Genomic DNA, 25,240 nt, shown 5'->3' with positions numbered 1-25,240 from the left:
AACCGCGGCACCGCGGCCCCCCACGTCCCGACGGCGCTACTGGCCGGCGACGACCTCCACCGCCGCCAGATTCCGCTTGCCGCGCCGCAGCACCAGCCACCGCCCGTCCAGCAGCTCGTCGGCCGACGGCACCGCGTCCTCGGCGGCGACCTTCACGTTGTTCACGTAGGCACCGCCCTCCTTCACGGTGCGCCGCGCCGCGGACTTGCTGGCGACGAGCCCCACCTCGGCGAAGAGGTCGACCACGGGAGCGAGCTCGGTGACCTGGATGTGCGGCACCTCGGACAGCGCGGCGGCCAGCGTCCGGCCGTCCAGCTCCGCCAGCTCGCCCTGCCCGAACAGCGCCTTGGACGCGGCGATCACCGCGGCCGTCTGCTCGGCGCCGTGCACCAGCGTGGTCAGCTCCTCGGCGAGCGCCCGCTGCGCCGCCCGGGCCTGCGGCCGCTCCTGCGTCTGCCGCTCCAGCTCCTCGATCTCCTCACGGGAGCGGAAGCTGAAGATGCGCAGGAACTTCGCCACGTCCCGGTCGTCCGCGTTGACCCAGAACTGGTAGAACGCGTACGGCGTGGTCATCTCGGGGTCGAGCCAGATGGTGCCGGACTCGGTCTTGCCGAACTTGGTGCCGTCCGCCTTGGTGATCAGCGGGGTGCCCAGCGCGTGCACCACGGCGTCCGGCTCGACCCGGTGGATCAGATCGGTGCCCGAGGTCAGGTTGCCCCACTGGTCGCTGCCGCCGGTCTGCAGCGTGCAGCCGTAGCGCCGGTACAGCTCCAGGAAGTCCATGCCCTGGAGGATCTGGTAGCTGAACTCGGTGTAGCTGATGCCCGCGTCGGAGTTGAGCCGCCGCGAGACGGCCTCCTTCGCGATCATCTTGTTGACCCGGAAGTGCTTGCCGATGTCCCGCAGGAACTCGATGGCCGACAGGCCCTGGGTCCAGTCCAGGTTGTTGACCATCACCGCGGCGTTCGGGCCCTCGAAGTCCAGCAGCGGCTGGATCTGCCCGCGCAGCCGCTCCACCCACTGGGCGACGGTCTCCGGGGCGTTCAGCGTGCGCTCCGCGGTCGGCTTGGGGTCGCCGATCAGTCCGGTGGCACCTCCGACCAGGCCCAGCGGACGGTGACCCGCCTGCTGGATGCGGCGCATCGTCAGGATCTGCACGAGGTTGCCGAGGTGCAGACTGGGCGCGGTCGGGTCGAAGCCGCAATAGAACGTGACGGGACCGTCCGCGAACGCCTTGCGCAATGCGTCCTCGTCCGTGGAGAGGGCGATGAGCCCACGCCACTTCAGTTCGTCGACGATGTCCGTCACGGTTCTCGTGTCTCCTTGGTGATCTTCGGGTCGGCCGGATGCCGGCCGACTACGAGGTTATACGCCCTGGCTGACAGAACTCATGTTGAATTCGGGGACCCGCAGCGGGGGCATCGCGGCCCTGGTGAACCAGTCGCCCCACTCGCGCGGCAGCGTCTTCTCCGTACGCCCCGCCTCGGTGGCCCGGCGCAGCACGTCCACCGGCGACTCGTTGAACCGGAAATTGTTCACCTGACCGGTCACCTCCCCGTTCTCCACGAGGTAGACGCCGTCCCGGGTCAGACCGGTGAGCAGCAGCGTCGCCGGGTCGACCTCGCGGATGTACCACAGGCAGGTCAGCAGCAGCCCGCGTTCGGTGGCCGCGACCATCTCGTCCAGCGAGCGGTCGTTGCCGCCGTCCAGGATGAGGTTGCCCGGCGCCGGCGCGACGGGCAGCCCGGTCAGGGCGGCGCTGTGCCGGGTGGTCGTCAGCCGCCGCAGGACGCCCTCGCGGATCCAGTCGGTGGCCGGGGCCGGCAGCCCGTTGTCGAACACCGACCGGTCGCCGCCGGAGGAGTGGGCCACCACGAAGGGCGCGCACTCCAGGCCGGGCTCGTGCGGGTCGCCGCGCAGCGTGAGCGGCAGCTCGGCGAACCGCTCGCCGATCCGGGTGCCGCCGCCGGGCCTGGAGAACACCGTGCGGCCCTCGGCCGCGTCCCGGCCCGACGCCGACCACATCTCGTAGATCAGCAGGTCCGCCACCGCGGTCGGCGGCAGCAGCGTCTCGTAGCGGCCCGCGGGCAGCTCCACGCGCCGCTCCGCCCAGCCCAGCCGCACCGCCAGCTCGGCGTCGAGCGCGGCCGGGTCGACGTCCTTGAAGTCCCGGGTGGACCGCCCGGCCCAGGCCGAGCGGGTGCGGTCGGGCGACTTGGCGTTCAGCTCCAGGGTGCCGGCCGGCTGGTCGTGCCGCAGCCGCAGGCCGGTGGAGGTGCCCAGGTACGTCGAGACCAGCTCGTGGTTGGCGAAGCCGTACAGCTCCCGGCCGCCGGCCCGGGCGCGGGCGAAGGCCTCGCCGAGCGCCGGGGCGAAGTCGGCGAACACGGCGGAGGAGGTCTCGGCCGGCGCGTCCGTGAAGTCGGGCGCCGGCGGCACACCGGTGACCAGCGGGCGGGCGTCCTCGGCGGGCCCGGCCCCGCGCGCGGCCGCCTCGGCGGCCCGCACCAGCGGCTCCAGCTCCTCGGCGGTCACTGCGGAGCGCGAGACGACACCGGAGGCGGTGCCCTCCTTGCCGTCCACGGTGGCGATCACGGTGAGCGTACGGCCGCGGGTCACCCCGTTCGTGGTGAGCGCGTTGCCCGCCCAGCGCAGGTTGGCGGTGGAGTGCTCGTCGGCGATGACGACGCACCCGTCCGCCCGGGACAGCGCAAGGGCCCGCTCGACGGTCTCGTGCGGCTTGTCGGTACGGGGGCTCATCGGCCGGCCTCCTGAGTGGTGTTGAGGATGTTGACGCCCCGGAACAGGGCGGAGGGGCACCCGTGCGACACGGCGGCCACCTGCCCCGGCTGGGCCTTGCCGCAGTTGAAGGCGCCGCCCAGGACGTAGGTCCCCGGGCCGCCGACCGCCGCCATCGACCCCCAGAAGTCGGTGGTCGTGGCCTGGTAGGCGACGTCCTTCAGCTGCCCGGTGAGCCGCCCGTTCTCGATCCGGAAGAACCGCTGACCGGTGAACTGGAAGTTGTACCGCTGCATGTCGATCGACCACGACCGGTCCCCGACCACGTAGATGCCCCGGTCGACGCCCCCGATCAGGTCCTCGGTGGACAGCCCGGCCGGGTCGGGCCGCAGCGACACGTTGGCCATGCGCTGCACCGGCACATGGGCGGGGGAGTCGGCGTACGCGCACCCGTTGGACCGCTCGAACCCGGTCAGCCGGGCGATCCTGCGGTCCAGCTGGTAGCCGACCAGCGTGCCGTCCTTCACCAGGTCCCAGGACTGCGCCGCGACGCCCTCGTCGTCGTACCCGATGGTCGCCAGGCCGTGTTCGGCGGTGCGGTCGCCGGTGACGTTCATCAGCTCGGAGCCGTACCGCAGCTTGCCCAGCTGGTCGAAGGTGGCGAAGGAGGTGCCGGCGTAGGCGGCCTCGTAGCCCAGCGCCCGGTCCAGCTCGGTGGCGTGCCCGATGGACTCGTGGATGGTCAGCCACAGGTTGGAGGGGTCGATCACCAGGTCGTACAGGCCCGGCTCCACGCTCGGCGCGCGCATCTTCTCGGCGAGCAGCTCCGGGATCCGCGCCAGCTCGTCGTCCCAGTCCCAGCCGGTGCCGGTCAGGTACTCCCAGCCGCGCCCGGCCGGCGGCGCGAGGGTGCGCATCGAGTCGAACTCGCCGCTGGAGCCGTCCACCGACACGGCGGTCAGCTCCGGATGCAGCCGCACCCGCTGCTGGGTCGTCACGGTCCCGGCCGTGTCGGCGTAGAACTTGTTCTCGTGCACGGTGTGCAGGCTCGCGTCCACGTGATCGACGCCGTCGGCCGCGAGCAGCCGGGCGCTCCACTCCGCCAGCAGCGCCGCCTTCTCCTCGGCCGGCACCGAGAAGGGATCGATCTCGTACGACGACACCCAGGTCCGGTCCGCGTGCACCGGCTCGTCGGCCAGCTCCACCCGCTCCTCGGCCCCGGCGGCCTTGATGACCTGCGCGGACAGCTTGGCCATGGCCACCGCCTGGGAGGCGACCCGGGCCGCCGCGTCCATGGTCAGATCGACCCCGGAGGCGAACCCCCACGTGCCGCCGTGCACGACCCGGACCGCGTACCCGAGGTCGGTGGTGTCCGAGGACCCCGCGAGCCGGGCGTCCCGCAGCCGCAGGGTCGCGTCGCGCACCCGCTCGAACCGGAAGTCCGCGTGCTCGGCCCCGAGCGCCCGCGCGCGGGCGAGCGCGGCGTCGGCGAGGGACCTGAGCGGAAGCGCCGTGAAGGCTTCGTCGATGGAATGGGGCACGGAGGTCTCCCTGCTGTCGTGGCCTGTCGGCTCCGATCATGGCGCGCGGGCGGGGCGACGGACCACACCCTTTCGGGTCGGGAGCGGTCCGATCTGTAGGGACCCGACAGTGACGGTCCCGCGCCACTGTCGGTGCCCGATTGCCCGCGGGCGCGACCGGACCGATAGGTTTTCGATGAAGCCGCCTGTCATCCAGGTGTTCGGGCGGATTGTCGGATCTCTGCAGACCGCTATCGAAAGGGTGATCCGTTGAGCCGCTCGGTTCTCGTCACCGGAGGCAACCGGGGCATCGGCCTCGCCATCGCCCGCGCTTTCGCCGACGCCGGCGACAAGGTCGCCATCACGTACCGCTCGGGTGAGCCGCCGGCCGGCTTCCTCGCCGTCAAGTGCGACATCACCGACGCCGAGCAGGTGGAGCAGGCCTACAAGGAGATCGAGGACCAGCACGGTCCCGTCGAGGTGCTGGTCGCCAACGCCGGCATCACCAAGGACCAGCTCCTGATGCGCATGTCCGAGGAGGACTTCACCTCGGTCGTCGACACCAACCTCACCGGCACCTTCCGCGTCGTCAAGCGCGCCAACCGCGGCATGCTGCGCGCCAAGAAGGGCCGCGTGGTCCTGATCTCCTCCGTGGTCGGGCTGCTCGGCTCGGCGGGCCAGGCCAACTACGCCGCCTCCAAGGCCGCCATGGTCGGCTTCGCGCGCTCCCTCGCCCGTGAGCTGGGCTCGCGCAACATCACCTTCAACGTCGTCGCCCCCGGCTTCGTCGACACCGACATGACCAAGGTGCTCAGCGACGAGCAGCGACAGGGCATCGTGTCCCAGGTGCCGCTCGGCCGGTACGCGCAGCCGGAGGAGATCGCCGCGGCGGTGCGGTTCCTCGCGTCGGACGACGCCTCGTACATCACTGGAGCCGTCATCCCCGTTGACGGCGGACTGGGAATGGGTCACTGATCACCATGAGCGGAATTCTCGAGGGCAAGCGCGTCCTGATCACCGGTGTGCTGATGGAGTCCTCCATCGCCTTCCACGCCGCCAAGCAGGCCCAGGAGCAGGGCGCCGAGATCATCCTGACCGCCTTCCCGCGGCCCACGCTGACCGAGCGCATCGCCAAGAAGCTGCCGAAGCCCACCAAGGTCATCGAGCTGGACGTGACCAACGAGGAGCACCTCGGGCGGCTGGCCGACCTGGTCGGCGAGGAGCTGGGCGGTCTCGACGGCGTCGTGCACTCCATCGGCTTCGCCCCGCAGGACGCGCTCGGCGGCAACTTCCTCAACACGCCGTTCGAGTCGGTGGCCACCGCCATGCACGTCTCGGCGTTCTCCCTGAAGTCGCTGACCATGGCCTGCCTGCCGCTGATGCAGAACGGCGGCTCGGTCGTCGGCCTCACCTTCGACGCCCAGTACGCCTGGCCGCAGTACGACTGGATGGGCCCGGCCAAGGCCGCCCTGGAGGCCACCAACCGCTACATGGCGCGCGACCTCGGCAAGCAGAACATCCGCTGCAACCTGATCTCGGCGGGCCCGATCGGCTCGATGGCCGCCAAGTCCATCCCCGGTTTCGGCGAGCTGGCCTCCGTGTGGGACAGCCGCTCCCCGCTGGAGTGGGACCTGAAGGACCCGGAGCCGGCCGGCAAGGGCATCGTCGCCCTGCTGAGCGACTGGTTCCCGAAGACCACGGGCGAGATCATCCACGTGGACGGCGGTCTGCACGCGATCGGCGCCTGAGCCCTCCGCTCGCACGAAGAGGCCCGCACCCCCGCCCGGGGTGCGGGCCTCGTCCGTCTCCGCGTCCGTCACCCGTTCGGCTCACCGACCGGGCGGGCCGGCGTCCGCGCGGCGCACGCTGGAAGCGCGTCCACTCCGCGCATCCCTCCGAGCCCGGCCGAGGAGGTCCCCTTGTGCGCCTGTCCCGGAGCCTGGCACCGCTGACCGTGGCCGTCGCCCTGGTGCTGTCCCTGCCGTACGACGCGGCGCCGCACGCCCCCGTGAGCGGCGGCGGGGCCGGCGCGCCGCAGCCGTTCGGGGCCGCCTGCCGTACGGCGGTCACCGGTTCCCACGTGGTGGCGTACTGCCACAACCCCTATGTCGACACCGACCGGGTACGGCTGCACATCGAGTGCACCCGCTGGTGGGACATCGACACCGACAGCGCCCCGGTGGACGCCGCGCCGGCGCTGACCGTCCGGCTGACCGGGCGGTGCTGGAAGGAGGTCGGCTCGGCCTGGATCAGCCACCAGAAGGTGCGCTGAGCCGGCCCGTACGGCACTGGAAGGGGTAGCCGGCGGCCTCGCTCGCCGCCGTCTCGGCGTCGCCCGCGCGGATCGCGTCCACCAGACGGGCGTGGTCCATGTGCGCCTCGGGCGTCAGCTCGGCGCCGACGTCCGCCCGCAGCGCGGCCCGCAGCAGCTCGCCGAGGTCCGCGTACATCGCCGTCATGACCTCGTTGTGGGAGGCGGCGACGACGGCCAGGTGGAAGGTGGCGTCCGCGGTCACGAAGGCCTCCGTCTCGCCGCTCCGCCACGCCTCCTCGCGCCGCACCAGCAGCGCGTCCAGTTGCCTGAGGTCCTTCTCGGAGCGCCGGGTGGCGGCCAGCTTGGCGGCGGCGGACTCCAACGTGGAGCGCAGTTCGGCGATGTGCCCCGGGTCCGCGTCGGCGAACCGCAGGTGCATCACGCCGGCCAGCTCGCTGGTGGCCACCACATACGTGCCCGAACCCTGGCGGATGTCCAGCAGTCCGTTGTGGGCGAGCGCGCGCACGGCCTCGCGGACCGTGTTGCGGGCGACGCCCAGCTGCTCGACGAGTTCCGGCTCGGTCGGGATGCGGGAGCCGACCGGCCACTCGCCGGTGGCGATCTGGTTGCGCAGTTCGGCGATCACCTGCTCGGACAGGGCCGAACGGCGCGGGTGGCTCAGGGGCATGGCACACCTTTGCACGAGAGGCCGGGGCGCGCACGCTCCGGGGGTTGCGGAAGGGGACGACGACCCATCATGGACAGCCGTTCATGGACAACCAATCATCCTATGATTCTATGATGGGTCTCATGGCTAGTGAGGAAACCCGCGCAGTGGACACCCGTACGGCGATGTCACCGACCGAACGCGGCACGTCCGCCACGCCGAGCGCCGCCGAGACGCCCCCGAAGCCGGGCGCTCCGCGTCCCTGGGTGATCCGCCTGGTCACGGCGGGCATCGTGCTGTCCGCGCTCAACCTGCGCCCGGCCATCACCAGCCTCGGCGCCCTCCTGGAGGAGGTCCGCGAGGGGCTCGGCATGAGCGGCAGCGTGGCCGGGCTGCTCACCTCCGTGCCCCCGCTCTGCTTCGCCGTCTTCGGGGTGACCGCGCCCCGCCTGGCCCGCCGCTTCGGCCCGGCCGCCGTGGTGTGCGCCGGCATGGCCGCCATCTGCGCGGGCCTGCTGATCCGGCCGTACGCCGGGGGCACCGCCGGGTTCCTGGCGCTCAGCGCGCTCGCCCTGATGGGGATCGCGGTCAGCAACGTGCTGATGCCGGTCATCGTCAAGCGCTGGTTCCCCGACCGGGTCGGCTCCATGACCGGCCTGTACTCGATGGTCCTCGCCCTCGGCACCTCGGTCCCCGCCGCGGCGACCGTCCCGCTGACCCACGCCAGGGGCGGCCGCTGGCAGCTGGGCCTCGCCGTCTGGGCGGCGATCGCGGCGGTGGCCGTGCTGCCGTGGCTGCCGCTGGTACGGCAGGGCCGGGACGGCGCCGAGCAGGCAGGACCCGGACAGGGGGCCGTCGCGCGGGCGGCCGCCGCGCCCGGGGCGGAGCCGGCGCAGGCCCCGCTGCGGATCACCCGCAGCCGCACCGCCTGGGCGCTCGCCGTCTTCTTCGGTCTCCAGGCCACCGCGGCCTACATCACCATGGGCTGGATGGCGCAGATCTTCCGCGACGCGGGCGTGTCGGCCGGCACCGCGGGCCTGCTGCTCGCCGTCACCATGGTGATGGGCGTGCCGCTGGCCTTCGTCATCCCGCGGGTCGCCGCCCGGCTGCCCCACCAGGGCCCGATCGTGCTGGTCCTGGGCGTGTGCGGGCTCGCCGGATACGCCGGCCTGTACCTCGCCCCGGCCGGCGGGGCCTGGGCCTGGGCGCTGCTGCTCGGCATCGCCAACTGCGCCTTCCCGCTCGCGCTGACGATGGTCGGCATGCGCGCCCGCAGCGGTGCGGGCGTGGCCCAGCTGTCCGCGTTCGCGCAGAGCACCGGCTATCTGATCTCCATCCCCGGACCGCTGCTGGTCGGCGTGCTCTACCAGCACAGCGGCGGCTGGGGACTGCCGATCGCCCTCATGGCGGCGCTGATGGTGCCCCAGATGGTGGTGGGCTTCCTCGCCGGCCGCGACCGCACCGTGGAGGAGGAGGCCGCCGCGCGCTGACCCCCGCGCACGGAGACCGGGGGAGAGGTGCGAGACTGGGCGCATGCAGCCTGTGCTCGACCCGAACCCCCGCAACGGTCAGAAGAAGATGCTGCTCGTCTTCGGCTCCTTCTTCGCGATCTTCGTCCTCATCGCCATCGTCGCGACCGTCGCGTCCCCGTGACGCCGATCGCCCCGTGACGCCGCCCGCCCCGGGCCCCTCCCGCCATGGCGTTCCCGGTGGATGGTGGGGCTGGCCCCCCTGTCCCCTAGGGGGCAGGGGTCAGGGGTAACTGGGTGGAAAACCTGATGGGTTGGCGGCCACGGATTCCGTACCTTCGAGTGGTGACCGCACCGCGCGGTCACCGAACCGCTCGAAGGACCTCGGAGGCGATCATGTCCGCCCGCACCCACCACCGGACCCACCCGGCGACCACGGGCGGCGCCGACATCCGGCTGCCCTGGTGGGCCCTCGCGCTGCCCGCGCTCGCCTTCGTCTTCCTGTTCCTGCTGATACTCAGCCCGTCCGACGCGCACGCGGCCGGCTCCGACCCGGCCATACCCCGGCTCGTCGAGCACGCGCAGCAGCTGCTCGGACACTGACCGAGACCCGCCGTACGCGGCCGGTTCGCGTGTCAACTCCCTGCGCCCCGTGGCCTGTTTCATGCGAAGCTGGGACGCATGAGCGTCGCAGAACCCCGCAGGATCGCCCTTTTCCGGCATGCGAAAGCCGACTGGCCCCAGGTGTCCGACCATGAGCGCCCGCTCGCCGAGCGGGGCCGCAAGGACGCGGCGGTCGCCGGACGCAAGCTGACCGACTCCGGCCTCACCTTCGACCTGGCCCTGTGCTCCACCGCGACCCGGACCCGCGAGACCTGGAAGCTCGCCGTCCACGAGCTGGCGCACCGGCCGAAGACCGTCTACGAGGAGCGGATCTACGAGGCCTCGCCCGGCGAGCTGATCGCCCTGCTCAACGAGGTCCCGGACGAGGTGGCGACGGTGATCCTGATCGGCCACAACCCGGGAGTGCACGGCCTCGCCGAGATCCTGTCCGGCTCGGCCGACGACGAGGCCCGCGAGCGGATGAACCGGCGGGGCTTCCCCGCCGCCGCCTTCGCCCTGCTGTCCTTCGAGGGTCCCTGGAAGAGCCTGGAGCCGGGGGTGGCCACGCTGACCGGCTACTGGGCGCCCTCGGAGTGACCCGGAACCGGCGTCAGGGGCCCGGCGCAACCGGCCGGACCCCTGTCGTACGGCGGTGGGTGGCGGGGCTCAGTCCTCGGCGTGGGTGTCGGCCGCCTCGACCTCTTCCCGGGTGATGCCGAGGAGGTAGAGGACCGTGTCGAGGAAGGGGAAGTTCACCGCGGTGTGAGCCGCCTGGCGGACCACGGGCTTGGCGTTGAAGGCCACTCCCAGTCCGGCCGCGTTCAACATGTCCAGGTCATTGGCGCCGTCGCCGATCGCCACCGTCTGCGCCAGCGGCACCCCCGCCTCCGCGGCGAACCGGCGCAGCAGCCGCGCCTTGCCCGCGCGGTCCACGATCTCCCCGGTGACCCGGCCGGTCAGCTTGCCGTCCACGATCTCCAGCGTGTTCGCCTGGGCGAAGTCGAGGCCGAGCCGCTCCCGCAGATCGTCGGTGACCTGGGTGAAGCCGCCGGAGACCACCCCGACCTGGTAGCCGAGCCGCTTCAGGGTGCGGATCAGGGTGCGGGCGCCCGGGGTCAGCCGGACCTCGTTGCGCACCTTCTCCACCACCGAGGCGTCGAGACCCGCGAGCAGCGCGACGCGCGCGTGCAGGGACTGCTCGAAGTCCAGCTCGCCGCGCATCGCCGCCGCGGTCACCTCGGCGACCTTGTCCTCGCAGCCCGCGTGCGCGGCGAAGAGCTCGATGACCTCGTCCTGGATCAGGGTGGAGTCCACGTCCATCACGACCAGGCGCTGCGCGCGTCGGTGCAGGCCCGCCGCGACCACGGCGATGTCCACACCCAGGGCGGCGGCGTCCTGCGCCAGCGCGGTGCGCAGCGGCTCGGTCTCCACGCCGGAGACCGCGAACTCCACGGCGGTCACGGGGTACTTGGCGAGCCGGAAGATGCGGTCGATGTTGCCGCCGGCCTTGGCGATGCGGGCGGCGATGGCCGCGGTCGACTCGGCGGTGAGCGGATGGCCGAGAACGGTCACCAGGGAGCGCCCGAGGCCGCGCGGGCGGTTGTCGCCGTGTCCCGAGATGATCTCCGCCTGCATCTTCATCGACTCGGCCCAGCTGTGCACGGTGGCCCGCAGGTCGCCCTCGATCCCGGCCGGCGGCTGGCTCACCAGCGCGCACAGGACCAGGCGTCCCCGCGTGACGACCTGCTCGATGTCGACCACGTCGACGGAGTACGCGGCAAGGGTGTCGAAGAGCCCGGCCGTGATGCCCGGCCGGTCCTTGCCGAAGATCTTGACGAGGAGAGTGGGGACCTCGGGGGTCTGCGCAGCATCCATGGTCCTCCCACCGTATCCGGCACCCCGTGCCGCCCGCCCGCGAGGTCCGCCTGACGGACACGGAACAATGGGTGGCGAGGGGGCGTCCGGGACGTTGCGGACGGGAGGCCGCGAACCCCCAACTCCCCGCCGCCGTCCCCGGCGAGAGGCGGAGCGGACGAGGGCGCTCCCGGCAAGCCCGGGTTTTGGTCAGGGGGGCGGGCCTGAAATAGTTCCCCACGATGTTCGACATCCCTAGACTCCCCGCGATGGGGGCAATTCGGGGGACAACTCAGTGGGGCATGGAGTGCCGGAACTCGTACTGGAAACAAACGGACGTACCTGGACGCTCGATCCGTCCAGGCCTTACACCCTGGGCAGGGATCCGCAGGGTGACATCGTCTTCGAAGACGCCAGGGTCTCCTGGCGGCACGCCACGGTCAGCTTCGACGGCCGCAGTTGGGTCGTCGAGGACCACGGCAGCACCAACGGCACGTATCTGCGGGGGCAGCGGATCCAGCGGTCCGAGATAGGCCCGGGCGTCTCGCTGCACCTCGGCAACGCGACCGACGGGCCGCGGCTGGATCTCGCCGGTGCCGCGATCGCCGCCGGCCTGCCGCAGCAGCCGCAGGCACAGCAGGCGCCGTACGCCCAGGGCGCGGGCGCCGCGGCCTGGGCCCAGCAGCCCGCCCACCAGGCACCCGCCGCGCCCGCGCACCAGGCGCCCGCCCAGGCCGTGCCCCACCAGGCACCCGCCGCCCAGGCCCCGGGCCCCGGCTGGCAGCAGGCGCCGCAGGCCGACCAGCAGGCCGGCGCCTTCCCGCAGCAGCAGGCCGGACCCGGCGCCGCCTACGCGGAGCAGGCGTCCGGGCCGGTGCACGGGGACCGCAGCCCGACCACGTTCCACCAGTTCTCGCTCGGCCGCGTGATGCGCATCGGCCGTGCCCTGGAGAACGAGCTGGTCGTCTCGGACCTCCAGGTGTCCCGGCACCACGCGGAGTTCCACTCGACGCCCGACGGCCGCTTCGAGATCCGCGACCTCGGCTCGCACAACGGCACGTACGTCAACGGCCACCCGGTGCCCAAGGGCGGCTCGGTGCAGCTCGGCCCGGCCGACATCGTCGGCGTCGGCCACTCCGCCTTCCGGATCGTCGGCGACCGCCTCGAGGAGTTCGTCGACACCGGTGAGGTCTCCTTCTCCGCGCGCCACCTGACCGTGACGGTCGACGGCGGCAAGCAGATCCTGAAGGACGTCTCCTTCGGCGTCCCGGAGAAGTCCCTGGTCGCGGTCATCGGCCCGTCCGGCTCCGGCAAGTCCACGCTGCTCAAGGCGCTCACCGGCTACCGGCCCGCCAACCAGGGCGAGGTGCTGTACGACAACCGGAACCTGTACAAGCAGTTCGCCGAGCTGCGCCAGCGCATCGGCCTGGTCCCGCAGGACGACATCCTGCACAAGGAGCTGAGCGTCCGGAAGGCCCTGAAGTACGCGGCCAAGCTGCGCTTCCCGGCCGACACCACCGCGCAGGAGCGCGACGCGCGCATCGACGAGGTGCTGCGCGAGCTGAAGCTCGACATCCACAAGGACAAGAAGGTCACCTCCCTGTCCGGCGGTCAGCGCAAGCGCGTCTCGGTCGCCCTGGAGCTGCTGACCAAGCCGTCGCTGATCTTCCTGGACGAGCCGACCTCGGGCCTGGACCCGGGCATGGACCGCGATGTCATGCAGCTGCTGCGCGGTCTCGCCGACGACGGCCGGACCGTGCTCGTCGTCACCCACTCGGTGGCCGAGCTGGCGCTGTGCGACAAGCTGCTGGTGATGGCGCCGGGCGGCGCGGTGGCCTACTTCGGGCCGCCGGAGGAGGCGCTGAACTTCTTCGGCTACGACAGCTGGGCCGATGTGTTCTCCGCCTTCGAGAACTACCGCGACTACGACTGGGCGGGCCGCTGGAAGGGCTCGCAGCACTACACGATGTACGCGGCGGACATCGACGCCGTGGCCCCGCAGGCCGCGCACACGCCGCCGCAGGTCATCAAGCCGCCGAAGCCGCAGGCCTGGGGCTCGCAGCTGCTCACCCTCATCCGGCGCTATGTGTCGGTCATCGTCTCCGACAAGGGCTTCCTGGCGCTGACGGTGATCCTGCCCGCGGTGCTCGGCTCGGTCAGCCTGCTGATCAACCACGACCACGGGCTGCTGGTCAACCCGAAGATCGATCCGCGCACCGGGTTGCACGCCCCCAACGGCACCGCCACCACCGTGCTGCTGATCCTCGCGGTCGGCGCGTGCTTCGCGGGCGCCGCGAACTCCGTGCGTGAGCTGATCAAGGAACGGGTGATCTACGAGCGGGAGCGGGCGACCGGCCTGTCCCGGTCGGCCTACCTGATGTCCAAGGTGGTCGTGCTCGGCGCCGTCACCGTGCTCCAGGGCCTGATGGTCGGCCTGATCGGCTTCTCGTCCCGCGAGATCCCGGACCAGGGCGTGGTCCTCGGCGGCTCGACCCTGTTCGAGCTGTGCCTGCCGATCATGGCGCTCGGCTTCACCTCGATGATGGTCGGTCTGGTGATCTCCTCGCTGGTGAAGACCGCCGAGAAGACCATGCCGCTGCTGGTGATGTTCGCGATCATCCAGGTCGTCTTCACCGGCTGCCTGTTCACCCTGCACGGCACGCTCGGCGTCAACGAGTTCTCGTACCTGATGCCCTCGCGCTGGGCGGTGGCCGCGGCCGGCGCCACGCTCGACTTCAACGACATCGCCCCGAACAGCGACGACCCGGGCAGCACCGACCCGCTGTGGAACCACGCCGCCTCGGCCTGGGGCCTGGACATGATCGTGCTGGTCGTGCTCGGTGTGATCTGCGGCTTCTTCGTCTCCCGCTTCCTGCGCCGCCACGAACCCGAGGTCATGCGCAAGTAGCCCCCGGTACGTCGAAAAGGGCGGCACCCCGCAACGGGGTGCCGCCCTTCGGCGTTCGTCAGAGGTCCGCGCCGACCTCAGTACGCGCTGTTGACGTTGTCCATCGAGCCGTAGCGATGGGCCGCGTAGTTGCAGGCGGCGGTGATGTTGGCGACCGGGTCGTAGATGTTCCACGAGGTGCCGGGCACGTGGTACGTGTTGAAGGTGGGCTGGATCACCTGGAGCAGGCCCTTGGACGGGATGCCGTTGCGGGCGTTGATGTCCCAGTTGTTGATGGCCATCGGGTTGCCCGAGGACTCCCGCATGATGTTGCGGTGCAGGCCGCTGTAGCTGCCCGGGATGCCCTTGGCGCGCATGATGTCCAGGGACTGGCGGATCCAGCCGTCGAGGTTGTTCGCGTAGGTCTTCGCGGCGACGGTCTGCATCTGCGGGCGCTGCGCGGAACGGCCCGCGGCCTGCTTGGCGGAGCGCTCCTGCGCGGCCTTCTTGGCGGCGGCGTCGGCGGCGGCCTTCTTCGCGGCGGCCTCGGCGCGCTGCTTGGCGACGAGCTGGTCGGCGGCCTTCTTCTGCGCGGCGATCGCGTCGAGCTTGATGTTCTGCGTGCCGGCCCGGTCGGTGATCGGACCCTTGACGCTCGTCAGCGGGGCGTCCTGGGTGGCGACCTTGGCGACCTGGGCGGCGGTGGCGGGGGAACCGGTGGTGACGGTGTCCGCGTTGCCGGGGACGGCCGACAGGGCGATGGCGGCGGTGCCGAGAGCGGCGACACCGGCGACGGCGATCTTGTGCTGCTTGGTCAGGTTCCGACTATGAGCACGACTGAGGATGTTCTTGGGCATAGCTGTGGACCTCTTCGATAGCGCGGAGGTCGCTCCTGCGTCCGCCGGGGGAATCGGTTCCTCCCGCACAAAAGCCGCGGGCTGAACCCACGGCGCTGAGCGACGGAAGCAATTCTTAGCGGGCGCAAAATGCCCTGGCAAAGGTGTGACGTACGATCCGGGGTAGTGGATCAGGGAAGGGCAAAACGGGACAGATTGGACCATCTGTCCCGTTCGTGCGGGGGTGTTTATCTCCTATGCGCTTTCGTACGTGATGTGGGCCCTATGCGCGGGCTCACAGCGGGGGCAGAGCGTTCTCACCGTTAGTTGCCATCGCAACGCGTGCTGTGAGTGTCCTCCTCCGGAAGGAGGAGATGGACGTCCCCGAACTCGTGCCACAGGTAGGGCCCGCGCAGCGCCTCCTCGTAGGCCCGGTCCACCGCGGCCCGCCCGGCGATCGCACGCAGCATCAGCAGGTGCGAGGCCTCCGGCTCGTGCAGCCCGGTCAGCAGCCCGTCCACCACCCGCACCCCGCGCTCGGGCGTGACCACCAGATCCGTCCACCCCGCGGCCGCCCGCACCACCCCGTCCGGCCCCGCGGCCGACTCCAGCGCCCGCACGGCCGTCGTCCCCACCGCGATCACCCGGCCCTCCCCGGCCGTCACCGCGTTCACCAGCCGCGCCGACGACTCCGGCACCGAGAAACGCTCCGGGTACGGCGGCTCGTGCGCCTCCGCCGACGCCACCCCCGTGTGCAGCGTGACCCGCGCGAACCCCACCCCCCTGCGCACCAGCTCCGCCACCAGCCGCGCCGTGAAGGGCCGCGCCGCGCTCGGCATCTCCGCGCTGCCCGCCCCGTCCGGCGACGGCAGCGCGAACAGCGTCTGGTACGCCGACAGCGGCTGGTCCCGCTCCGTATAGGAGTAACGGATGGGCCGCCCGTGCTCCCGCAGCAGCTCCAGCACCCGGCCGCCCACGGCCCGCGCCCACCACAGCCGCTCCCCGCGCGCGCTCACCGGCTCCTCGACCACCAGCCGCGCCCCACCCGCCAGCGCCACCTCCATCCCCGCACGCGTGCCCGTACGCGCGCGCGTGGTTCCCCTTCCATCCGGCTCCCGCAGCTCCACCGCCCAGCGCCCGTCGTCCCCGCGGGTGGAGAAGTGCACCACCACCCGGCCCGGCCCGATCCGCCCGTCCACCGCCGCGGCCAGCGTCGGGGAGGTGTTCACCACCAGCAGGTCCCCGGCCCGCAACAGCGACGGCAGCTCCCCGAACGCGTGGTGCGCGACCCGTGTCCCCCGCGACACCAGCAGCCGTACGTCGTCCCGGTCCAGCCCCGGCCCCCGCTGCTCGGCCGGCACCCGCGCCGAGCGCTCCCGCGGCACCCGTACCACCGTGCTCATCGGCCCGCCACCAGCGCGTGTGCCGCGTACCGCCCACTGGCCGGCCGCTCCGCCAGCAGCCGCAGGAACCCGGGCACGACGGCGGCGGGCGCCACACCCAGGTCCTCCTCGCCCGGCACGGCCGCCGCGTGCAGCTCGGTCGCCATGTCCCCGGGGTCCACCGCCCACACCCGCAGGCCCGGCTCCTCCACCGCCAGCACCGCCGCCAGCTGCTCCAGAGCCGCCTTGGAGGCGCCGTAACCGCCCCAGGTCTCGTACGCCTCCGCCGCCGCGTCCGAGCCCACCGCGATCACCGTGCCGGCCGCCGACGCCCGCAGCAGCGGCAGCGCCTCCTGGACCAGGCCCAGCGCGGCGGTCACATTGACCTCCAGGGCCCGCCGCAGCCCCGTCAGCGGCAGCTCCGCCAGCCGCACCAGCGGCTCCGCGCCGAGCGCGCTCGCGTTGTTCACCAGCAGATCGACCCCGCCCAGCTCCCGGGCGGCGGCCACCAGCGCGGCCCGGTGCCCGGCGTCCGTCACGTCCCCGGGCAGCGCCACCACCCGGGTGCCGTGCCTGCCGACGGCCGCCTCGGCCTCCCGCAGCGCCGCCGCGCCGCGCGCGTCCAGCACCAGGTCCCAGCCGAGCCCGGCCAGCGCCTCGGCGAGCGCCCGCCCCAGCCCCTTCGAGGCCCCCGTGATGATCCCTACCGGCATGACTACCGTCTCCCCTCGTCGCGGTCCGCCCCCTCGGGCGGCGGGGATCAACCTAGGAACGCACCCCGCGGCACCACCTCGGCCGCGAGCCGCAGAGCCGGCGGTCCCTTCGGCGTACATCACCGGTCCGGGGCCCCGGGTCCTGGGCCGTCCGTCCTAGGTCCAGCGGACGGGGCCCGTGCCGCGGTGGGCCGATCCGCCCCGGCCGGCCCCGCCGGTACCGTGAGGACATGAGTCACGGCCCCCGGTCCGGCCTCGCCGCGGTGAGTTCCGCGCTGCTGGCCATGAGCAGACACCTGGAGACGCGCGACGTCCTCAAGACGATCGTCGCCTCCGCCCGCGAGCTGCTCGACGCGCAGTACGCCGCCCTCGGCGTCCCCGACGACCACGGCGGCTTCGCCCAGTTCGTGGTGGACGGCGTCAGCGACGCCCAGTGGAAGGCGATCGGCCCGCTGCCCCGCCAGCACGGCATCCTCGCCGCGATGCTGCACGAGGCCCGCCCCCAGCGCCTCGCCGACGTGCGCCGGGACCCCCGCTTCGAGGGCTGGCCCCAGGCCCACCCCGACCTCGTCGACTTCCTCGGCCTGCCCATCCGCGCCGACGACGAGGTCATCGGCGCGCTGTTCCTCGCCAACAAGAACTGTCCCAAGCCGGACGGCGGCTGCGGCTTCACCGAGGAGGACGAGGAACTGCTCGCCCTGCTCGCCCAGCACGCCGCGATCGCCCTCACCAACGCCCGCCTCTACGAACGCAGCCGCGAACTCACCATCGCCGAGGAACGCTCCCGGCTCGCCCACGAACTGCACGACGCGGTCAGCCAGAAGCTCTTCTCGCTGCGCCTGACCGCCCAGGCCGCCGCCGCCCTCGTCGACCGCGACCCCGCGCGCGCCAAGGGCGAACTCCACCAGGTCGCCGCGCTCGCCGCCGAGGCCGCCGACGAACTGCGGGCCGCCGTCGTGGAGTTGCGGCCCGCGGCCCTGGACGAGGACGGCCTGATCGCCACCCTGCGCACCCAGATCCAGGTCCTCGACCGCGCCCACAGCGCCCGCGTCACCTTCACCGGTGCCGGCTACCGGGCGCTGCCCGCCGCCCAGGAGGAGGCCGTGCTGCGGGTGGCCCAGGAGGCCCTGCACAACGCGCTGCGCCACGCCCACGCCGAGCACGTCGACGTCAGCGTGGAGCGGCGCGGCGGCGGCGCCGTGCTGCGCGTCGCCGACGACGGCGACGGCTTCGACCCGGCCGCGGTGGGCCGCGCCGGACGGCACCTCGGGCTGGTCTCGATGCGCGACCGGGCGAGCGGGGTCGGCGGCACGCTGACCGTGGAATCGGCGCCCGGCAAGGGCACCACGATCGAGATGGAGGTCCCCGGTGGCTGAGCCCATCAAAGTGCTGATCGTCGACGACCACCAGGTCGTCCGCCGGGGCCTGCGCACCTTTCTGGAGGTGCAGGAGGACATAGTCGTCGTCGGCGAGGCGGCCGACGGCGCCGAGGGGGTCGAGCGCGCCGGGGAGCTGCGGCCCGACGTCGTCCTCATGGACGTCCGGATGCCGGGCACGGACGGCATCGACGCCCTGCGCCGGCTGCGCGAACTCGCCAACCCCGCACGGGTGTTGATCGTCACCAGCTTCACCGAGCAGCGCACTGTGGTGCCCGCCCTGCGCGCGGGCGCCGCGGGGTACGTGTACAAGGACGTCGATCCCGACGCCCTGGCCGACGCCATCCGCTCCGTGCACGCCGGGCACATCCTGCTCCAGCCCGAGGTCGCGGGCGCGCTGCTGTCCCAGGAGGAGGCCAACTCAGGTCAGGGCAGGGGTGGTTCGCTCACCGAGCGGGAGCGGGAGGTGCTGGGCCTGATCGCGGACGGCCGTTCCAACCGCGAGATCGCCCGTGCGCTGGTGCTGTCCGAGAAGACCGTCAAGACGCACGTCTCCAACATCCTGATGAAGCTCGACCTCGCCGACCGCACCCAGGCCGCGCTGTGGGCCGTGCGGCACGGGGTGAGCAGCTGAGGCGACCCCACGGCGCGTCAACCTGACGCCGCGCCGACACTCCCGTCCGGGCTGAGATTCATACCGTCGTGGGAATGTCACCCGGATGGCGCATCCCCCGGCGGTCTCCGCCGTTCTCCAGTGCGTGCCACGGAGAACCGCCGTGGCGAAGCTCAAGAGGGGTTGGAAAGTGAAGAACCTGAAGAAGGCAGCGGCCGTGACGATGGTGGCGGGTGGCCTCGTGGCCGCCGGTGCCGGCCTGGCCTCCGCCAACAGCCAGGCGGCCGGTGCGGCGCAGGGCTCCCCGGGCGTGGTCTCGGGCAACACCGTTCAGGCCCCGGTGCACGTCCCGGTGAACGCGGTCGGCGACAGCGTCAGCGTCATCGGCGTGCTGAACCCGGCCTTCGGCAACCTCGGCCTCAACCACTGAGGAACCACCGCGTCGCCGTCGTCTGAGGCACAGGCCCCCCGGTCCAGCGGGGGGCCTTGTCACATCACCGGTCCGTACGAGCCCCGGCACCCCCCCCGCAGGCGTCCGGCCGCCGCTAGGGGCGGTGGGTTCGCTGCCGGCCCTGACGGGCGGCCGGCGGGCGCGGGGACGGTTCCGTGTTCGGCGCCTCCGTCCGACGGGCGGCCCGGCGCTTCGTGCGGCCGACGGCTCAGGGGGTGCCGGTGCCGCAGCGGGCCGGTGTCTCCGTGCAGGACCAGCCGCCCCCGGCACCGCTCGTCGGCCTCCGGCCTCGCCCGGCTCGCCCGGGGCGGTGGGTTCGCTGCCGGCCACCCGCGGCCGACGGGCCCCGGGGCTTCGTGCGGCCGACGGCCCAGGGGGCGCCGGTGCCGCACCGGGCCGGTGTCTCCGCGCAGGACCAGCCGCCCCCGACACCGCTCGTCGGCCTCCGGCCTCGCCCGGCCCGCGCAGCCGGTGCACACGACCCTGCCGACCCCGCACCCTGCGGCTCCGAGTCCGGTCGGACGATCCCTGACGCGCTGCGCGCCCTTTCGCCCCGGCGGGCCAGCCGGTGCCACCGGCGATCCCACACGCGGCAGCAACGCTCCAGAACCTCCCTCGTCGGCCCGACAGCCTGGGACCCGGTCGGTCGTCGTGCGCCGGGTTCGGGCCTCCCGCTGGTCCACATAGGAGGCACCTCAGCCGCCCCGACCCGGCCGCCGCACCCCGCGTGAGTGCCCCCTCGGTCCCCGGCCGCCGCACCTGGGGCGAGTGCCGCCCCGAGCCCCGGCCGTGGCACCCCGGGCCGGCGCTGCCCACGTGCCCGCCCAGTGTTCACACCGTGCTCCCGGCCCGCAGTGCCCTGCGTGAGTACCGTCCGCCGGTCCCCGGGCCACGGCCGCCACGCCCCCGAGCCCGGCCGCTCGTCGTGCATCACTGCCTCCGGCCGCCGCACCCTGGGCGGGCCGCCTCCGAGTCCCGGACGCAGCGCCCCGCGCCTGCGCCGCCCCCGCCCAGTGTTTACGCCGTGCTCGCCGGCCCTGCGTAAGCGTCGCCCGCCGGTTCCCGGGCCACGGCCGCCACGCCCCGCGCCGGCGCCGCCCCCGAATCCGGCCCCTCGTCGTCCACCGTGCCCGGCCGCCCGTCGTCCACCGCGCCCCCCGGCCGCCCCGGGACCCCTACACCCGGCACCCCCGGCCAAAGCCCCGCAGGGTCACCGCACGCCCCGCTCCCGTTCTTCCACGATCGAGTTGTACGCCGCCACCTGCGCCCGGCGGGCCGTGCGCTCCACCGGGCGCAGGGCCTCGGTGCGGGCGGAGATCTCGGCGGCGGTGACCGCGGCGCCGTGGCCGTTGCCCTCGGCCAGGGAGATCAGGAAGGCGACCCGTTGGGCCAGCTCCAGGACGCGCACCGCGCGCGGCGGATAACCCGGCGCCAGGACCTCGCGGCCGCGCTCCGCCCGGGCCCGGTACGCGTCGATCGCCGCCTCCGCCACCGGCCCCGACGCGGCGACGTCCAGCCGGGCGAGCACCGCCGTCGCGTCCCGCAGCGCCTCCGCCAGCTCGCGCTCCGCCTCGCCGAGCGAGGGCACGTCCGCGGGCGGGGCCTCCCGCACCGGCAGCACATGCCAGACCACCTCGGCATGGACATCACCGGCCGGCCCCACCTCGTACGGCTCGGGCACCAGACCGAACGCCGCGCCGAAGCAGACCACCGCCTCCTCCGCCTCCAGCGCCCGCGCGTTGAACTCCGGCGGCCCGCTGAGCCCCAGCGGATGCCCCGGCGCCGGCAGCGCCACCCGCAGCCCCGTCGTCCCCAGCGCCCGCAGCCGCCCCAGCGCGAGCGTGAGCCCGACCGGAGCGGGCTCCCCGGGCAGCCCCGCCACCCGGTGCACCGTGTCGTCGCCCACAATGGCGAGCGCTGCGTCATCCGGAGAGACAAGTCCGGCCAAAAGGGCATTTCCCCAAGCAGCGAGGCGCCCTGAACGTGGTTCCGTGAGCATGCCCCCACCCTAAGGACCGGACCGATGGAATGGACTGGTGCACTCGTGGCGTAGATTTCATATGGGCTGCGCCCACCGGCGCGGCGGACCGAGCCACAGGCGTACGCGACAGCCGGAACCGGCCACACTGCAAGGGGAGACAACGCGCTCATGAGCGATGTTCTGGAGCTTCAGGACGTATCCGTGGTCCGTGAGGGCCGGGCTCTGGTGGACCAGGTCTCCTGGTCGGTCAAGGAGGGCGAGCGCTGGGTCATCCTCGGCCCCAACGGCGCCGGCAAGACCACCCTCCTGAACGTCGCCTCAAGCTACCTCTACCCCACCACGGGTTCCGTCACCATCCTCGGTGAAACCCTGGGCAAGCCCGGCACCGACGTCTTCGAGCTGCGCCCCCGCGTCGGCGTGGCCGGCATCGCCCTCGCCGAGAAGCTCCCCAAGCGCCAGACGGTCTTCCAGACGGTCCTCACCGCCGCCTACGGCATGACCGCCGGCTGGCACGAGGAGTACGAGGACGTGGACGAGCAGCGCGCCCGCGCCTTCCTCGACCGCCTCGGCATGAGCGACTACCTCGACCGCCGCTTCGGCACCCTCTCCGAGGGCGAGCGCAAGCGGACCCTCATCGCCCGCGCCCTGATGAGCGACCCCGAGCTGCTGCTCCTTGACGAGCCCGCCGCCGGCCTCGACCTCGGCGGCCGAGAGGACCTCGTGCGCCGCCTGGGGCGGCTCGCCCGCGACCCCATCGCACCCTCGATGATCATGGTCACGCACCACGTCGAGGAGATCGCCCCCGGCTTCACCCACGTCCTGATGATCCGTCAGGGCAAGGTCCTCACCGCCGGCCCGATCGAGCTGGAACTGACCTCCCGCAACCTCTCCCGCTGCTTCGGCCTGCCGCTCGTCGTCGAGCAGGTCGGCGACCGCTGGACCGCCCACGGCCTGCCCCTGTCCTGACCCCGCGCGAACCGGCCCCGCCCCTCAACGCGCCCTGTCCGCGGTCCGAACGGGGCCCTACGATGACCACGTGAACGACATCGACGCATGGGTGTGGTGGCTCGTCGGCGCGGCGGCGCTCGGAATCCCGCTCGTCGTCACCGCCATGCCCGAGTTCGGCATGTTCGCGGTGGGGGCCGTCGCGGCCGCCGTCGCCGCCGGCCTCGGCCTCGGCGTGGTCGGCCAGGTGCTCACATTCCTCGTGGTCTCCGTCGCCCTCATCGCCGTCGTACGGCCCATCGCGGCCCGGCACGGCCGGCAGAGCCCGCAACTCGCCACCGGCGTGGAGGCGTTGAAGGGCAGACAGGCCGTCGTCCTGGAGCGGGTCGACGGCTCCGGCGGCCGCATCAAGCTCGCCGGGGAGATCTGGTCGGCGCGCGCCCTGGACTCCGGCCGGGCCTACGAGGCGGGCCAGGAGGTGGACGTCGTGGACATCGAAGGAGCCACCGCGATCGTCATCTGAGCGATCCTGCCCACGAGTTGGGCCGGGGTCTGTCAGACTCGACGGGCAAGATCCTTTGAACAGCACGAGCAGCACGCACGAGATCGTCCGAAGGCGTCCAGGCGGAGAGGGGTACGGGGAACACGATGGAACCGGTCATCATCGTCCTGATCATTCTGGTGGTGTTGGTCTTCATCGCCCTGATCAAGACCATCCAGGTCATCCCACAGGCCAGCGCGGCCATCGTCGAACGCTTCGGCCGCTACACGCGGACCCTGAACGCGGGCCTGAACATCGTGGTCCCGTTCATCGACACCATCCGCAACCGGATCGACCTGCGTGAACAGGTCGTGCCGTTCCCGCCCCAGCCGGTGATCACCCAGGACAACCTGGTCGTCAACATCGACACCGTCATCTACTACCAGGTGACGGACGCCCGCGCCGCCACCTACGAGGTCGCCAGCTACATCCAGGCGATCGAGCAGCTCACCGTCACCACGCTGCGCAACATCATCGGCGGCATGGACCTGGAGCGCACCCTGACCTCCCGCGAGGAGATCAACGCCGCCCTGCGCGGCGTCCTGGACGAGGCCACCGGCAAGTGGGGCATCCGCGTCAACCGCGTCGAGCTGAAGGCCATCGAGCCCCCGACCTCCATCCAGGACTCGATGGAGAAGCAGATGCGCGCCGACCGTGACAAGCGCGCCGCGATCCTCACCGCCGAGGGCACCCGCCAGGCCGCGATCCTCACGGCCGAGGGCGAGAAGCAGTCCCAGATCCTGCGCGCCGAGGGTGAGGCCAAGGCCGCCGCCCTGCGCGCCGAGGGCGAGGCCCAGGCCGTGCGCACGGTCTTCGAGGCCATCCACGCCGGCGACCCCGACCAGAAGCTCCTGTCGTACCAGTACCTCCAGATGCTCCCGAAGATCGCCGAGGGCGACGCCAACAAGCTCTGGATCGTCCCCAGCGAGATCGGCGACGCCCTCAAGGGCCTCTCCGGCGCCATGGGCAACTTCGGCCCCCTCGGCGGCGGCAACGGCGGCAATGGCAACGGCGGCGCCACCCTCCCGGCCCAGAACAACGGCCCGGCGACGGAACGCCGCGAGAAGCCCAGCATCGACTGAGGACCACCGCACGAACGCCGGCACCCTGCCCGCGCCCCTCACGGACGCGGGCAGGGTGATCGATCAAGCAGGAGCGGACGACGGCCGGCCGGGCAGAACCCGCGGCCGCCGCGGAACGTCACGAGACGTCACGGCGCTCGGTCAGGCGGCGTCCTGGGCCAGCCAGTCGGGCAGTGCCGCGAAGTCCTCGGCGCCCAGCGCGAGCAGCATCGCGTCCGCCGGCGTCGGCTCGAACGGAGCCCTCAGCAACGTCATCCCGGCCTCCTCCGGAGTCCGGTCCGCCTTGCGGTGGTTGTCCTCCGCGCACGCCGCCACGGTGTTCAGCCACGTGTCCTGCCCGCCCTGCGCCCTCGGCACCACGTGATCCACCGTCGTCGCCCTGCGCCCGCAGTACACGCACCGGTGCCGGTCCCGCACCAGCACCCCCCGCCGCGACCACGGCGCTTGTCTTCGGAACGGCACCCGCACGTACCGGCACAGCCTGATCACCCGGGGTGCGGGTATGTCCACCGCGGCCCCGCGCATGCGCAGTTCGGGATGGGCCTGCTCGACCACCGCCTTGTCCTGGAGCACCAGGACGACGGCTCGGTGCAGAGTCACCGTAGACAGCGGCTCGAAGCTCGCGTTCAGCACCAACGTGTCACGCATCCGGCCCACCTCCCGTGTGCAGCCGCCCACCCCCCGGCGGGCTTGGCTCAACTCTGGACGGGCGCGCCGAGATGGACAACGCAATAAAAAATGCCCGTCTCCGGTCACTTCCAAGACCGGAGACGGGCGAACGTTCCGTGAACGCCCGGCTGACTCGACGTGCCGCGCTCAGCCCTGCGCGGGGTTCTCGTACTCGCCGATGAGCTGCGCCCGCGCGAGGGTGTGGAACCGCAGGTTGAAGCCGACGACGGCCGGCGACGCGTCCGCGTCCGGACCCAGCTTCTCCTGGTCCACCGCGTACACCGTGAAGACGTAGCGGTGCGGGCCGTCTCCGGGCGGCGGCGCGGCACCGCCGAAGTCCTTCGTCCCGTAGTCGTTGCGCGCGTGCACGGCACCCTCGGGCAGCCCCTCGAACTTGCCGCTCCCCGCGCCCGCGGGCAGCTCCGTCACCGAGGCCGGGATGTCGAACAGCACCCAGTGCCAGAACCCGCTGCCGGTCGGCGCGTCCGGGTCGTAGCAGGTCACGGCGAAGCTCTTGGTCTCGGGCGGGAAGCCCTCCCACCGCAGCTGCGGCGAGGTGTTGCCCTCCGCGTGCACCTGAGCGCTCTTCAGCGTCGCGCCCTCCTCGACGTCCGCGCTCGTCACCGTGAACGACGGCACGGGCGGATGGAAATCATGG

At 72.5% G+C, this 25,240-nt stretch carries 25 protein-coding genes (1 of these 25 cut by a window edge); 14 read left to right on the top strand and 11 right to left on the bottom strand.

Annotation, left to right across the window (positions count from 1 at the left end; all coding sequences use genetic code 11):
• Window positions 1-36: 36 nt before the first annotated feature.
• From tyrS to BLW85_RS11040, 3 genes are read right to left on the bottom strand one after another with little or no spacing between them, the layout of a single operon-like run.
• Window positions 37-1,308, bottom strand: coding sequence for a tyrosine--tRNA ligase (gene tyrS, locus BLW85_RS11050; protein WP_070025937.1), 1,272 nt, complete (start codon window positions 1,306-1,308; stop codon window positions 37-39).
• Window positions 1,309-1,365: 57 nt separating this feature from the next.
• On the bottom strand, window positions 1,366-2,760 hold the full coding sequence (locus tag BLW85_RS11045; protein ID WP_070025938.1) for a TldD/PmbA family protein: 1,395 nt from the start codon (window positions 2,758-2,760) through the stop codon (window positions 1,366-1,368).
• Complete coding sequence (locus BLW85_RS11040) at window positions 2,757-4,280, bottom strand: TldD/PmbA family protein (RefSeq protein ID WP_070025939.1); 1,524 nt, start codon at window positions 4,278-4,280, stop codon at window positions 2,757-2,759. Before BLW85_RS11040 ends, BLW85_RS11045 begins: the two co-directional genes overlap by 4 nt.
• A gap of 249 nt (window positions 4,281-4,529) precedes the next feature.
• Between BLW85_RS11040 and fabG the strand changes: the two genes are divergently transcribed.
• The 3 genes from fabG (at window position 4,530) to BLW85_RS11025 (ending at window position 6,531) form a co-directional block, all read left to right on the top strand.
• Window positions 4,530-5,234 carry a 3-oxoacyl-[acyl-carrier-protein] reductase gene (gene fabG, locus BLW85_RS11035; protein WP_074991950.1) on the top strand — a complete coding sequence of 235 codons (705 nt, stop codon included), beginning with the start codon at window positions 4,530-4,532 and terminating at the stop codon, window positions 5,232-5,234.
• A gap of 5 nt (window positions 5,235-5,239) precedes the next feature.
• Window positions 5,240-6,007 carry an enoyl-ACP reductase FabI gene (fabI, locus tag BLW85_RS11030; RefSeq protein ID WP_070025941.1) on the top strand — a complete coding sequence of 256 codons (768 nt, stop codon included), beginning with the start codon at window positions 5,240-5,242 and terminating at the stop codon, window positions 6,005-6,007.
• 173 nt (window positions 6,008-6,180) lie between these two features.
• Entirely contained in the window at window positions 6,181-6,531 is a 351-nt protein-coding gene (locus tag BLW85_RS11025) for a hypothetical protein (RefSeq protein WP_074991949.1), read from the top strand.
• On the opposite strand, the gene BLW85_RS11020 is transcribed toward BLW85_RS11025, so the two are convergent.
• A complete protein-coding gene (locus BLW85_RS11020) occupies window positions 6,509-7,201 on the bottom strand; it encodes a FadR/GntR family transcriptional regulator (RefSeq protein WP_070025943.1) in 693 nt (230 codons plus the stop codon). The genes BLW85_RS11025 and BLW85_RS11020 overlap by 23 nt on opposite strands.
• Window positions 7,202-7,323: 122 nt before the next feature.
• Between BLW85_RS11020 and BLW85_RS11015 the strand changes: the two genes are divergently transcribed.
• From BLW85_RS11015 to BLW85_RS11005, 4 genes are all read left to right on the top strand, one after another.
• Window positions 7,324-8,670 carry a CynX/NimT family MFS transporter gene (locus BLW85_RS11015; protein WP_208624830.1) on the top strand — a complete coding sequence of 449 codons (1,347 nt, stop codon included), beginning with the start codon at window positions 7,324-7,326 and terminating at the stop codon, window positions 8,668-8,670.
• 43 nt (window positions 8,671-8,713) lie between these two features.
• Window positions 8,714-8,833, top strand: coding sequence for an SGM_5486 family transporter-associated protein (locus tag BLW85_RS40580; protein ID WP_257585720.1), 120 nt, complete (start codon window positions 8,714-8,716; stop codon window positions 8,831-8,833).
• A gap of 212 nt (window positions 8,834-9,045) precedes the next feature.
• Window positions 9,046-9,252, top strand: a complete 207-nt coding sequence (locus tag BLW85_RS11010; RefSeq protein WP_070025944.1) for a hypothetical protein — start codon at window positions 9,046-9,048, stop codon at window positions 9,250-9,252.
• A gap of 78 nt (window positions 9,253-9,330) precedes the next feature.
• Window positions 9,331-9,849 carry a SixA phosphatase family protein gene (locus BLW85_RS11005; protein ID WP_070025945.1) on the top strand — a complete coding sequence of 173 codons (519 nt, stop codon included), beginning with the start codon at window positions 9,331-9,333 and terminating at the stop codon, window positions 9,847-9,849.
• A gap of 69 nt (window positions 9,850-9,918) precedes the next feature.
• Here BLW85_RS11005 and serB read toward each other — a convergent pair whose 3' ends face one another.
• Entirely contained in the window at window positions 9,919-11,127 is a 1,209-nt protein-coding gene (gene serB, locus BLW85_RS11000) for a phosphoserine phosphatase SerB (RefSeq protein WP_074991948.1), read from the bottom strand.
• 286 nt (window positions 11,128-11,413) lie between these two features.
• On the opposite strand from serB, the gene BLW85_RS10995 reads away from it, so the two are divergent.
• A complete protein-coding gene (locus BLW85_RS10995; protein WP_074991947.1) occupies window positions 11,414-14,014 on the top strand; it encodes an ABC transporter ATP-binding protein/permease in 2,601 nt (866 codons plus the stop codon).
• A 77-nt stretch (window positions 14,015-14,091) separates the two neighbouring features.
• Here the strand turns inward: BLW85_RS10995 and BLW85_RS10990 are convergent, their stop codons facing one another.
• From BLW85_RS10990 to BLW85_RS10980, 3 genes are all read right to left on the bottom strand, one after another.
• Window positions 14,092-14,850, bottom strand: a complete 759-nt coding sequence (locus tag BLW85_RS10990; protein WP_074991946.1) for a transglycosylase SLT domain-containing protein — start codon at window positions 14,848-14,850, stop codon at window positions 14,092-14,094.
• A gap of 302 nt (window positions 14,851-15,152) precedes the next feature.
• Entirely contained in the window at window positions 15,153-16,232 is a 1,080-nt protein-coding gene (locus BLW85_RS10985; protein ID WP_074991945.1) for an S-adenosylmethionine:tRNA ribosyltransferase-isomerase, read from the bottom strand.
• Window positions 16,229-16,924: an SDR family NAD(P)-dependent oxidoreductase gene (locus BLW85_RS10980; RefSeq protein ID WP_074991944.1), complete on the bottom strand. Its 696-nt coding sequence runs from the start codon at window positions 16,922-16,924 to the stop codon at window positions 16,229-16,231. The genes BLW85_RS10985 and BLW85_RS10980 overlap by 4 nt, the downstream gene beginning before the upstream one ends.
• Before the next feature lie 230 nt (window positions 16,925-17,154).
• On the opposite strand from BLW85_RS10980, the gene BLW85_RS10975 reads away from it, so the two are divergent.
• From BLW85_RS10975 to BLW85_RS10965, 3 genes are all read left to right on the top strand, one after another.
• Complete coding sequence (locus BLW85_RS10975; protein WP_070025951.1) at window positions 17,155-18,300, top strand: GAF domain-containing sensor histidine kinase; 1,146 nt, start codon at window positions 17,155-17,157, stop codon at window positions 18,298-18,300.
• On the top strand, window positions 18,293-18,934 hold the full coding sequence (locus BLW85_RS10970; protein ID WP_074991943.1) for a response regulator: 642 nt from the start codon (window positions 18,293-18,295) through the stop codon (window positions 18,932-18,934). Before BLW85_RS10975 ends, BLW85_RS10970 begins: the two co-directional genes overlap by 8 nt.
• Before the next feature lie 169 nt (window positions 18,935-19,103).
• On the top strand, window positions 19,104-19,343 hold the full coding sequence (locus BLW85_RS10965; RefSeq protein ID WP_070025953.1) for a chaplin: 240 nt from the start codon (window positions 19,104-19,106) through the stop codon (window positions 19,341-19,343).
• Between the two features lie 1,231 nt (window positions 19,344-20,574).
• Here the strand turns inward: BLW85_RS10965 and BLW85_RS10960 are convergent.
• Window positions 20,575-21,363: a hypothetical protein gene (locus tag BLW85_RS10960; RefSeq protein WP_071828798.1), complete on the bottom strand. Its 789-nt coding sequence runs from the start codon at window positions 21,361-21,363 to the stop codon at window positions 20,575-20,577.
• A gap of 150 nt (window positions 21,364-21,513) precedes the next feature.
• On the opposite strand from BLW85_RS10960, the gene BLW85_RS10955 reads away from it, so the two are divergent.
• The 3 genes from BLW85_RS10955 to BLW85_RS10945 all read left to right on the top strand — a co-directional run bounded on the left by BLW85_RS10955 (window position 21,514) and on the right by BLW85_RS10945 (window position 23,913).
• Window positions 21,514-22,311 (top strand): ABC transporter ATP-binding protein, encoded by a 798-nt coding sequence (locus tag BLW85_RS10955; protein ID WP_070025955.1) that lies wholly within the window; start codon window positions 21,514-21,516, stop codon window positions 22,309-22,311.
• A gap of 70 nt (window positions 22,312-22,381) precedes the next feature.
• Entirely contained in the window at window positions 22,382-22,813 is a 432-nt protein-coding gene (locus BLW85_RS10950; protein WP_070025956.1) for an NfeD family protein, read from the top strand.
• A gap of 125 nt (window positions 22,814-22,938) precedes the next feature.
• Window positions 22,939-23,913 (top strand): SPFH domain-containing protein, encoded by a 975-nt coding sequence (locus BLW85_RS10945; protein ID WP_074991942.1) that lies wholly within the window; start codon window positions 22,939-22,941, stop codon window positions 23,911-23,913.
• A 141-nt stretch (window positions 23,914-24,054) separates the two neighbouring features.
• On the opposite strand, the gene BLW85_RS10940 is transcribed toward BLW85_RS10945, so the two are convergent.
• Both BLW85_RS10940 and BLW85_RS10935 read right to left on the bottom strand, forming a co-directional pair.
• On the bottom strand, window positions 24,055-24,561 hold the full coding sequence (locus BLW85_RS10940) for an HNH endonuclease (RefSeq protein ID WP_074991941.1): 507 nt from the start codon (window positions 24,559-24,561) through the stop codon (window positions 24,055-24,057).
• A gap of 168 nt (window positions 24,562-24,729) precedes the next feature.
• Window positions 24,730-25,240 carry the 3' portion of a YbhB/YbcL family Raf kinase inhibitor-like protein gene (locus tag BLW85_RS10935; protein ID WP_074991940.1) on the bottom strand. Its footprint extends 29 nt past the window's final position, so the window shows 511 of its 540 coding nt (coding positions 30-540); its start codon lies off the right edge, out of view — the gene reads right to left on this strand; the stop codon is at window positions 24,730-24,732.

The organism is Streptomyces misionensis (assembly GCF_900104815.1).
Lineage (GTDB): Bacteria > Actinomycetota > Actinomycetes > Streptomycetales > Streptomycetaceae > Streptomyces > Streptomyces misionensis.
This window is presented reverse-complemented; position numbering and strand designations above follow the sequence as displayed.

Coding starts and splice junctions, on each gene's coding strand:
- BLW85_RS11045 (WP_070025938.1), bottom strand. CDS start 2,760: ATGAGCCCCCGTACCGACAAGCCGCACGAGACCGTCGAGCGGGCCCTT.
- fabI (WP_070025941.1), top strand. CDS start 5,240: ATGAGCGGAATTCTCGAGGGCAAGCGCGTCCTGATCACCGGTGTGCTG.
- BLW85_RS11020 (WP_070025943.1), bottom strand. CDS start 7,201: ATGCCCCTGAGCCACCCGCGCCGTTCGGCCCTGTCCGAGCAGGTGATC.
- BLW85_RS11015 (WP_208624830.1), top strand. CDS start 7,324: ATGGCTAGTGAGGAAACCCGCGCAGTGGACACCCGTACGGCGATGTCA.
- BLW85_RS40580 (WP_257585720.1), top strand. CDS start 8,714: ATGCAGCCTGTGCTCGACCCGAACCCCCGCAACGGTCAGAAGAAGATG.
- BLW85_RS11010 (WP_070025944.1), top strand. CDS start 9,046: ATGTCCGCCCGCACCCACCACCGGACCCACCCGGCGACCACGGGCGGC.
- BLW85_RS11005 (WP_070025945.1), top strand. CDS start 9,331: ATGAGCGTCGCAGAACCCCGCAGGATCGCCCTTTTCCGGCATGCGAAA.
- serB (WP_074991948.1), bottom strand. CDS start 11,127: ATGGATGCTGCGCAGACCCCCGAGGTCCCCACTCTCCTCGTCAAGATC.
- BLW85_RS10990 (WP_074991946.1), bottom strand. CDS start 14,850: ATGCCCAAGAACATCCTCAGTCGTGCTCATAGTCGGAACCTGACCAAG.
- BLW85_RS10985 (WP_074991945.1), bottom strand. CDS start 16,232: ATGAGCACGGTGGTACGGGTGCCGCGGGAGCGCTCGGCGCGGGTGCCG.
- BLW85_RS10980 (WP_074991944.1), bottom strand. CDS start 16,924: ATGCCGGTAGGGATCATCACGGGGGCCTCGAAGGGGCTGGGGCGGGCG.
- BLW85_RS10975 (WP_070025951.1), top strand. CDS start 17,155: ATGAGTCACGGCCCCCGGTCCGGCCTCGCCGCGGTGAGTTCCGCGCTG.
- BLW85_RS10960 (WP_071828798.1), bottom strand. CDS start 21,363: ATGCTCACGGAACCACGTTCAGGGCGCCTCGCTGCTTGGGGAAATGCC.
- BLW85_RS10955 (WP_070025955.1), top strand. CDS start 21,514: ATGAGCGATGTTCTGGAGCTTCAGGACGTATCCGTGGTCCGTGAGGGC.
- BLW85_RS10945 (WP_074991942.1), top strand. CDS start 22,939: ATGGAACCGGTCATCATCGTCCTGATCATTCTGGTGGTGTTGGTCTTC.
- BLW85_RS10940 (WP_074991941.1), bottom strand. CDS start 24,561: ATGCGTGACACGTTGGTGCTGAACGCGAGCTTCGAGCCGCTGTCTACG.